Source organism: Burkholderia sp. E168m23 (assembly GCF_016586125.1).
Classification (GTDB): domain Bacteria; phylum Pseudomonadota; class Gammaproteobacteria; order Burkholderiales; family Burkholderiaceae; genus Burkholderia; species Burkholderia orbicola.
This window is the reverse complement of record NZ_BCPP01000221.1, coordinates 1-8,081: the sequence shown is the minus strand read 5'-3', so window position 1 is coordinate 8,081 and position 8,081 is coordinate 1. Positions and strand designations below refer to the sequence as shown.

Genomic DNA, 8,081 nt, shown 5'->3' with positions numbered 1-8,081 from the left:
CGATCGTGCCCGAGCTCACGCCGGCGCCGGGCGAACTCGTCGTGCGCAAGACCGTGCCGTCCGCGTTCTTCGGCACGCAGCTCGCGCCGTGGCTCGCGCAGCGCGCGGTGCAGACGCTGCTCGTCGCGGGCGCCGTGACGAGCGGCTGCGTGCGCGCGAGCGTCGTCGACGCGATGTCGCACGGGTTTCGCCCGCTCGTGCTCGCCGATTGCGTCGGCGATCGCGCGATCGCGCCGCACGACGCGAACCTGTTCGACATGCAGCAGAAATATGCGGCCGTGATGCCGCTCGACGATGCGATCGCGGCAATCGATGCCGTGCAGGCACGCTGAACTGCCACGGCGCGCGGGTGGCTCCGGCGGTTCGGGCGGTTCGGGCGGCGTGAGCGGTGGCTACGCCCGCACCCGCGCGCCATTGACGCTGCGGTTTTGGCGACCTAGATTGACCGCATGCGCCGCCGCGCCGCGGCTTGCCGCCGTCTCGCGTGCGCCGCGCGCTGCCCGCACGCCGCCTTCGTCGTGGCCGGGCACCGGCCGCGCCTTCCTCGACAGGATCTCTCCCCCGTGAACCGCTCCGAACTGCTCGCGCACACCGGCTGCCTGACCGTGATCCGGTCACCGGCCCCGCCCGTGAAGCCGGCGCCCGGCCAGCCGGGCAGCCTGTCGTCGTACGTGCCCACGCTGCCCGAAGTGTTCGTCGCGATTCTCGACGACGGCCGCATCCTCGCGTTCAACGGACACGTCGATCTCGGCACCGGCATTCGCACGTCGCTCGCGCAGATCGTCGCCGAGGAACTCGACGTGCCGGCCGCGCGCGTGACAATGGTGCTCGGCGACACGGCCGCGACGCCGAACCAGGGGCCGACCATCGCCAGCGCGACGATCCAGATTTCCGCGACGCCGCTGCGCTGCGCGGCCGCGCAGGCCCGTCACGCGCTGCTGGCGCTCGCCGCCGAGCGGTTCGGCGTCGATGTCGAGCGGCTGAACATCGACGATGGATCGATTTCAGCCGATGGACAGGCGGTCACGTTCGCCGCGCTCGTCGCCGCACGGCGGATCGCGCTGACGCTCGACCTGAACACCCGCACGAAAGACCCCGCGCACTACCGGATCGTCGGCCGCGCGTCGCCGCGCGTCGACCTGCCCGCGAAGGCGACCGGCCAGCTCACGTTCGTGCACGACATGCGCGTGCCGGGCATGCTGCACGGCCGCGTCGTCCGGCCGCCGTATGCGGGCCACGACAGCGGCCCGTTCGTCGGCACGTCGCTGGTGGACGTCGATCGCGCATCGGTAGCCGACGTGCCGGGGCTCGTGGCCGTCGTCGCGCTCGGCGATTTCGTCGGGGTGTCGCCGAGCGCGAGGAGCACGCGATCCGCGCCGCGCGCCAGTTGCGCGTGACGTGGCGGCCGCTTCCCGCGCTGCCGCCGCTCGACGCGCCGGCCGCCGCGATCGCCGCCGCGCCGGCCACCCGCCGCGTGCTGCTCGACGAAGGCGATGTCGACGCCGCGCGAACGGAACCGGACACGCTCACGGTATCGCGCACCTATGCATGGCCGTTCCAGATGCACGGCTCGATCGGTCCGTCGTGCGCGCTCGCCGACTACCGCGCGCCCGGTGACGGGCGGATCACCGTGTGGTCCGGCACGCAGAACCCCGTGTCGCTGCGCTACGACCTCGCGACGCTCGTCGCGCGCGATGAGGCCGATATCGACGTCGTGCGGATGGAAGCGGCCGGCTGCTACGGCCGCAACGGTGCGGACGACGTGTGCGGCGATGCGCTGCTGCTGTCGCGCGCGGTCGGCCGCCCGGTGCGAGTGCAGTTGTCGCGCGCGGACGAACATCTGTGGGAACCGAAAGGCGCGGGCCAGTCGATGCAGGTGACGGGCACCGTCACGCGCGACGGCCGCCTGCTCGGCTACGACTTCACGACGCGCTATCCGTCGAACGACGCGCCGCTGCTCGCGGCGCTGCTGACCGGCGCGATCGCGCCCGCGCCGCGCGTGTTCGAAATGGGCGACCGCACGGCCGTGTCGCCGTATGCCAGCCCGCATCGTCGCTTCGTCTGCGAGGATCTCGCGCCGCTCGTGCGGGCGTCGTGGCTGCGCGGCGTGTCGGCGTTGCCGAACTCGTTCGCGCACGATGCGTTCGTCGACGAATGCGCGGCGCTGACCGGCGTCGATCCGCTCGCGTTCCGCATTCGCCATCTGCAGGACACGCGTGCGATCGAATTGCTGCAGGCGGTGGCCGAGCGCGCAGGGTGGACGCCACGCGTGCCGCGCCCGCCCGACGAACGCGACGAAGCACGGCTCGTGCGCGGCCGCGGGATCGCGTATGCGCGCTACGTGCACAGCCGCTTCCCCGGTTTCGGCGCGGCGTGGTCGGCCTGGATCGTCGACCTGAGCGTCGATCGCGTGTCGGGCGAGGTCCGCATCGAGCGCGTGACGGTCGGACAGGACACGGGCACGATGATCAACCCGGATGGCGTGCGCCACCAGATCCACGGCAACGTGATCCAGGTATTGAGCCGCACGCTGAAGGAGCGCGTGCGGTTCGCGGACGGCAAGGTCGCGTCGCGCGAATGGGCGAGTTACCCGATCCTGACGTTCGCGGAAGTGCCGGACGTCGACGTCGTATTGATGCCGAGGCAAGGCGAACCGCCGCTCGGGGCGGGCGAATCGGCATCGGTGCCAGGCCCGGCCGCAGTTGCGAATGCGCTGTTCGATGCCACCGGCGTACGGTTCTACGCGCCGCCCTTTACGCCGGAAACCGTGCGCGCCCGGCTACACGAGGCCGGCCGGCTGATGCGCGCCGACGCGGCAGCGCCCGTCACGACGTAGATGGGTCTGGGCCGCGCGCCACCCGTCAGGCATCGCCGTCTTCTTCCATCATCTTGCGCAGCAGGAACTGCAGTGCGACCCGTTCGCCGGGATTGAGCGCGCCGTACGTGCGCTCGGTCACCTGCCGCGCGAACGGCACCGTGCGGTCGATCAGCGCGAGGCCGGCCGCGGTCGCGCGCACGATCAGCTTGCGGCCGTCGTTCGGGTCGGGCAACACCTCGATCAGCGCGCGCGTCTTCAGACGCTCGACGACGCCGCGAATCGTCGCCTGATCGATCGCGGTCGCCTTGACGATGTCGTTCAGCGAACACGCCTGCCGCTCCTTGACCGCGCACAGCGTCACGAACTGCGCGGCCGTGAGATCCGAATCGGGAATCGCTTCCTGGAAAATCGAAACGTGCCGCTGATACGCGCGGCGCAGCAGATGCCCGACCTGGTCGTGAAAATCGTACGAATCCTTGGAAGACGCCATGAGAGTGCAAGCCCTTGCCTGCATGCAAATGAAAGACAAGCAGTGTACACCCTCAAATCGGCGTGGCCGGCGGCTGGCCGCTCGCGTCATTGCGGTGCATCAGGGTTCGCGGAATCGCATGCAAGCGGCGCGTGAGGCTCGTCCGATCCATGGCGGATCGCCAGCCCGTCACGGCGGCGTGCCGGCCAGCCGCACACCGTCGCGGCGGCTACCGCCCGCGCATGCGTGCGCTGCCGACGGCTTTCGCGCACACACTTCAATTTTGAGTGCATACGCACGAAATTCGTGCATGCCATCGCCTGTGCGCCCATCTTTTCAGCGCACACTCCATATCATCCAAAACCCCTTTGATAACACGGACTTTTGTCATGCAAACGCTTGCCTTAAGATGACCGCATACGTGCCTGTGCGCTTCGGTATTTTCTAGTGTGTACGCTACGTATTTGACGTGATATACAGACTCCAGTGCGCAGCGGAACGTCCCGCTCGCGACGATCGAGCCACCCATTCATCCGTCACACTCGAACAGGGGCAGTCCCATGTCTACCGCACACCCGAGCGCCGCCGTTTCCCCCGACGACGCGCCCCACGGCCCTCTCTATCGCAAGGTCACGCTGCGCCTCATCACCCTCTTCTGCCTGTGTTACTTCGCGGCCTATCTCGACCGCATCAACATCGGTCTCGCGAAGCTCCAGATGCTCGATGCGCTGAAGTTCAGCGACACGGTGTACGGCCTCGGCGCCGGGCTGTTCTTCGCCGGCTACATCCTGTTCGAAGTCCCAAGCAATCTGGTGCTGCAACGCGTCGGCGCGAAGCTGTGGATCGCGCGGATCATGATCACGTGGGGCCTGCTGTCGGGCGCGACGATGTTCGTGCACACGCCGGTGCAGTTCTACGTCGTGCGCTTCCTGCTCGGCGCCGCCGAAGCCGGTTTCCTGCCGGGCGTGCTGCTGTACCTGACGCAGTGGTATCCCGATGCACGTCGCGCACGGATCGTCGCGCTGTTCATGGTGGGCCTGCCGCTGTCGAGCATGATCGGCAGCCCGATTTCCGGCTGGATCATGCGTGCGTTCGAAGGCGCGCACGGGCTCGGCGGCTGGCAGTGGCTGTTCCTGCTCGAAGCGCTGCCGTCGGTGCTGCTCGGCTTCGCGGTGCTGCGCTGGCTGCCGAACGGCATCGAATCCACGCGCTGGCTGAACGCCGACGAGAAGCGGGTGCTGCGCGCGAATCTCGACGCCGATCCGTCCGGCAACAAGAGCCACGCGCTCGGCAAGGCGTTCTCCGATCCGAAGGTGTGGGCGCTCGGCCTGATCGACCTGTGCGTGCTGCTCGGCCTGTATGCGGTGAGCTTCTGGCTGCCGACGATCCTGCGCGACACCGGCGTGAAGGACGCATATCACATCGGCTGGCTGATGGTGATTCCGAACGCCGCCGCCGTGCTCGCGACGCTGTACTGCGGCGCCAGCTCCGATCGCGCACGCGAACGCCGCTGGCATATCGTCGTGCCGTTCATGGTGTCGGCCGTCGCGCTGGCGATCGCGGCTTCGTCGTCGCACGGCACGCTCGGCACGGTGCTGCTGTTCTCGCTGATCAACGCCGGCGCGGCCGCCGCGATGCCGGTCGTGTGGGCGCTGCCATCGACGTTCCTGAAGGGCTCGGCCGCCGCCGGCGGCATCGCGTTCGCATGCTCGATCGCGAACCTCGGCGGGTTCGGCAGCACCTATTTCATCGGCTGGCTGCGCGATACGTTCCATTCGCAAAGCGCGGGTCTGTATGGTTTCGCCGCGTGCATGCTGGTCGGCTGCGCACTCGCGCTCGCGTATCCGGCCCGGCTCGTGAACCGCTGACGTATCGCGCCGCGCGCGCAACGCTGCTTTTTTACAACCGTGCCGATTCGCGCGGTCTGCTCCCGCTCCTCGCGTCATCCCGCGCACGCCGCCACGCCGGCGCGTGCGCGCTTCCCCCGCCGCCGTTCGCCGCTTTTTCCTCGCACAGGCACACCGCTTGCGACATCCTCGCGCCCGCCATCCGGCGGACAGTCATCTGCCTTCCAACCGGCGCTGCGCCCCGCGCGATCCGTCACGCGGCGGTTCTGCATCGCAAGCAGGTTCCCTGAACGAGAGGACAACATGAAATCAATACGAACGATAGTGGCCCTGTGCTCGGTCATTTCCGTACTCGCGGCGTGCGGCGGCGGCGACGACGCCGGCACCGTACTCGGTATCTCGAAGCCGCAGGCGCGCTTCATCAACGCGGTGCCGGCCGGCCCGAACCTCGACTACTACCTGAACGGGAAGGTCGACCAGTCGGGCGTCGCCTACAAGGGTGTGACGCGCTATCACGACGTCGATTCAGGCACGCAGACCGCGAGCTACGACGTGTCGGGGACGACCACGACCATCGCGTCCCAGGCGTTCAGCGCCGCGAACGGCCACCACTACACGACGATCGCGCTGCCGAGCACGACGTCGCTGATCTCCGTCATCGACGACCCGTACGACAAGGGCCTGCTGTCGGACAAGGCGCGCGTGCGCAGCTTCAACGCATCGCCGAATGCGCAGAACGTGGACGTGTACGTCGTGCCGCCGGGCACCGACATCACGACGGTCAGCCCGACGATGGCGGGCGCCGCCTACCAGAATGCCGTACCGGCAACGACGCAGGATTCGGTCTACCTGAACGGCGGCACGTACCAGGTGGTCGTCACGACGGCCGGCAGCAAGTCGCCGATTCTCAAGACCGCGCCGGTCAGCATCGGCAACAACGCGGACTGGCTGCTCCTGACGATTCCGTCCGGCGGCGTCGGCGACGTGACGCCGAACGACATCCACGTGCTGGTCGCGCAGGGCAACGACGCCGATACGTCCGCGCAGGAGCTGGGGCCGCAGTAACGCAGCACGGGCCGGAAACGGTCGCGGCGGCCGGTGCGATTTGCACCGGCCGCCGCGTGTCGAATACCTCGAAGACCGGTATCAATCGCCGGTATCAATAGCCGCTATCAGTCGTCGGACCGTTCGAGGCAGATCACGTGCTCGGCACGCGTGCTGTCACCATGCTCGACATCGACGTCGCCGACATGACGCACCCGCCAGCCCGGCCGCGTCGCGATCTGCGGCATGTTGCCGGACGGCCTGCTCTCGATCCCGCCGAGCCCTTCGTCGGGCGTATCGACCGCTTCGTCGAGCGACGCGTTCGAATAGATCACGTTGTCCTGCAGCTCCGACGCGCCGGTACGCGCCTCCATGCCCTTGCCGTCGACGTCGACCGTGTTGTCGGTCATCGCCATGTTCGCGTTGTCGAGCGTGACGATCCGGCCGGCGGCCCGACGTACCGGGTCGCCGCTGTCGACCGCATGCGCGTCGACGTCGATCTCCGGCAGGCCGGTCGGCATTTTGCCGGCGACCGCTTCCGGCGTCAGCGGACGCCGCGCCACTTGCGCCGCCTGGGTCGCCGCGTCGGGCATGTCGCCGGCCGCCGGCGTCTTCACCGGGCTCTTCTCGATCTGTTCCCGCTGCTTTTCCGGGGTAGGGTTCGATTCCGCGTTCTGCATCGCACCTCCTTGCCCGGCCGGCGGACGCCGGCGTCACGCCGTCGCCGCCGGGCCGGAAATCGCTACAACGGTCCTTGCAAATCTTTCATGCGCACGGCCGCGCGCGCACGCCGTCCGGCGCGCGTGCCAGTGGGCACCGCACCTCAGCAGCGAACGGCGCGCTGACGCACCGTCCGCCCCGGCTATCCGCCGGCGGTCAGCCGCCGCTCGGCGCGGAGGCCGCACCCGGCAGGCTCGCGCCGGCGTCCGCCCCACTGCTCGGCGTGCCCGACGGTGCGGTCGAAGGCGCGGTGGAAGGCGCGGCCGACATGCCGCTCGCTGCGCTCGAATCTGAACTGGCCGCGCCGTTGTCGCCCTTCTTCTGGCAACCCGCGCCTGCCGCCAGGCCCGCGATCAGGATGCCGGCGAAGACGGCTCGCGATACGTGACGAATGGAATATCGCTGCATGACACCTCCGCTGATGTCGATGTGGATGGAACCCGTTCACTCGCAATTTGCATGCCGTTCCCCCCGCCGCCGCGGCCTGACGCGATTCATTCATTTTTCAAATGACGCCCAGCCGAATATTTAATTTCCCATCGTGGTAGCCGCCGCCCATACTCGCGAACAAATCCGAGACATAACGTCCACCGGGGCCCGGCCCGCGCCGCGTACGACACGCAGCCGGTTTCGTGCCCCGCACATGGAAGGAGACAACGGCGTGCAACTGGAAGCCATTCACCGCGCGGGCCTCGGGCTCGGCGCGGACGACGCATCGCATCGAACCGACCCGGCCGCGCGCGATCCCGCGCTGAGCCCGCGGCTGCACAACCCCGATCTCGCGCCGACCCAGGCCGAAGGCCGGACCTGGGGCCGCTACAGCATCTTTGCGCTATGGACCAACGACGTGCACAACATCGCGAACTACTCGTTCGCGATCGGGCTGTTCGCGCTCGGCCTGTCGGGCTGGCAGATGCTCGCGTCGCTCGCGATCGGCGCGGTGCTCGTGTACGGCTTCATGAACCTCACCGGCTACATGGGCCAGAAAACCGGCGTGCCGTTCCCGGTGATCAGCCGGATGAGCTTCGGCATCTACGGCGCGATGCTGCCCGCGATGATCCGCGCGGTGATCGCGATCGCATGGTTCGGTATCCAGACCTATCTCGCGTCCGTCGTGCTGCGCGTGCTGCTCACCGCGATCTGGCCGGGCCTCGCCGCGTTCGACCAGAATGCGATCTTCGGG

7 protein-coding genes and 1 pseudogene are annotated in these 8,081 nt (G+C 68.6%); 5 read left to right on the top strand and 3 right to left on the bottom strand.

Annotation, left to right across the window (positions count from 1 at the left end; genetic code table 11):
• Positions 1-332, top strand: a 332-nt coding sequence (locus JMF90_RS13815; RefSeq protein ID WP_201325165.1) for an isochorismatase family protein, incomplete at its 5' end; no start/stop codon positions are given.
• A gap of 231 nt (positions 333-563) precedes the next feature.
• A pseudogene (locus JMF90_RS13810) lies at positions 564-2,836 on the top strand (molybdopterin cofactor-binding domain-containing protein).
• A gap of 25 nt (positions 2,837-2,861) precedes the next feature.
• On the opposite strand, the gene JMF90_RS13805 reads toward JMF90_RS13810, so the two are convergent.
• Complete coding sequence (locus tag JMF90_RS13805) at positions 2,862-3,308, bottom strand: MarR family winged helix-turn-helix transcriptional regulator (protein ID WP_006491051.1); 447 nt, start codon at positions 3,306-3,308, stop codon at positions 2,862-2,864.
• Positions 3,309-3,847: 539 nt separating this feature from the next.
• On the opposite strand from JMF90_RS13805, the gene JMF90_RS13800 reads away from it, so the two are divergent.
• On the top strand, positions 3,848-5,155 hold the full coding sequence (locus tag JMF90_RS13800) for an MFS transporter (RefSeq protein WP_011548027.1): 1,308 nt from the start codon (positions 3,848-3,850) through the stop codon (positions 5,153-5,155).
• Positions 5,156-5,437: 282 nt separating this feature from the next.
• The gene (locus JMF90_RS13795; RefSeq protein ID WP_011548028.1) at positions 5,438-6,199 is read left to right on the top strand and encodes a DUF4397 domain-containing protein; all 762 of its coding nucleotides are present in this window, start codon (positions 5,438-5,440) and stop codon (positions 6,197-6,199) included.
• 107 nt (positions 6,200-6,306) lie between these two features.
• Here JMF90_RS13795 and JMF90_RS13790 read toward each other — a convergent pair whose 3' ends face one another.
• Both JMF90_RS13790 and JMF90_RS13785 read right to left on the bottom strand, forming a co-directional pair.
• The gene (locus JMF90_RS13790) at positions 6,307-6,858 is read right to left on the bottom strand and encodes a DUF3005 domain-containing protein (protein ID WP_011548029.1); all 552 of its coding nucleotides are present in this window, start codon (positions 6,856-6,858) and stop codon (positions 6,307-6,309) included.
• Between the two features lie 196 nt (positions 6,859-7,054).
• Entirely contained in the window at positions 7,055-7,306 is a 252-nt protein-coding gene (locus JMF90_RS13785; protein ID WP_156349344.1) for a hypothetical protein, read from the bottom strand.
• 235 nt (positions 7,307-7,541) lie between these two features.
• On the opposite strand from JMF90_RS13785, the gene JMF90_RS13780 reads away from it, so the two are divergent.
• A partial coding sequence (locus JMF90_RS13780; RefSeq protein WP_201325164.1) for a cytosine permease occupies positions 7,542-8,081 on the top strand: 540 nt, incomplete at its 3' end.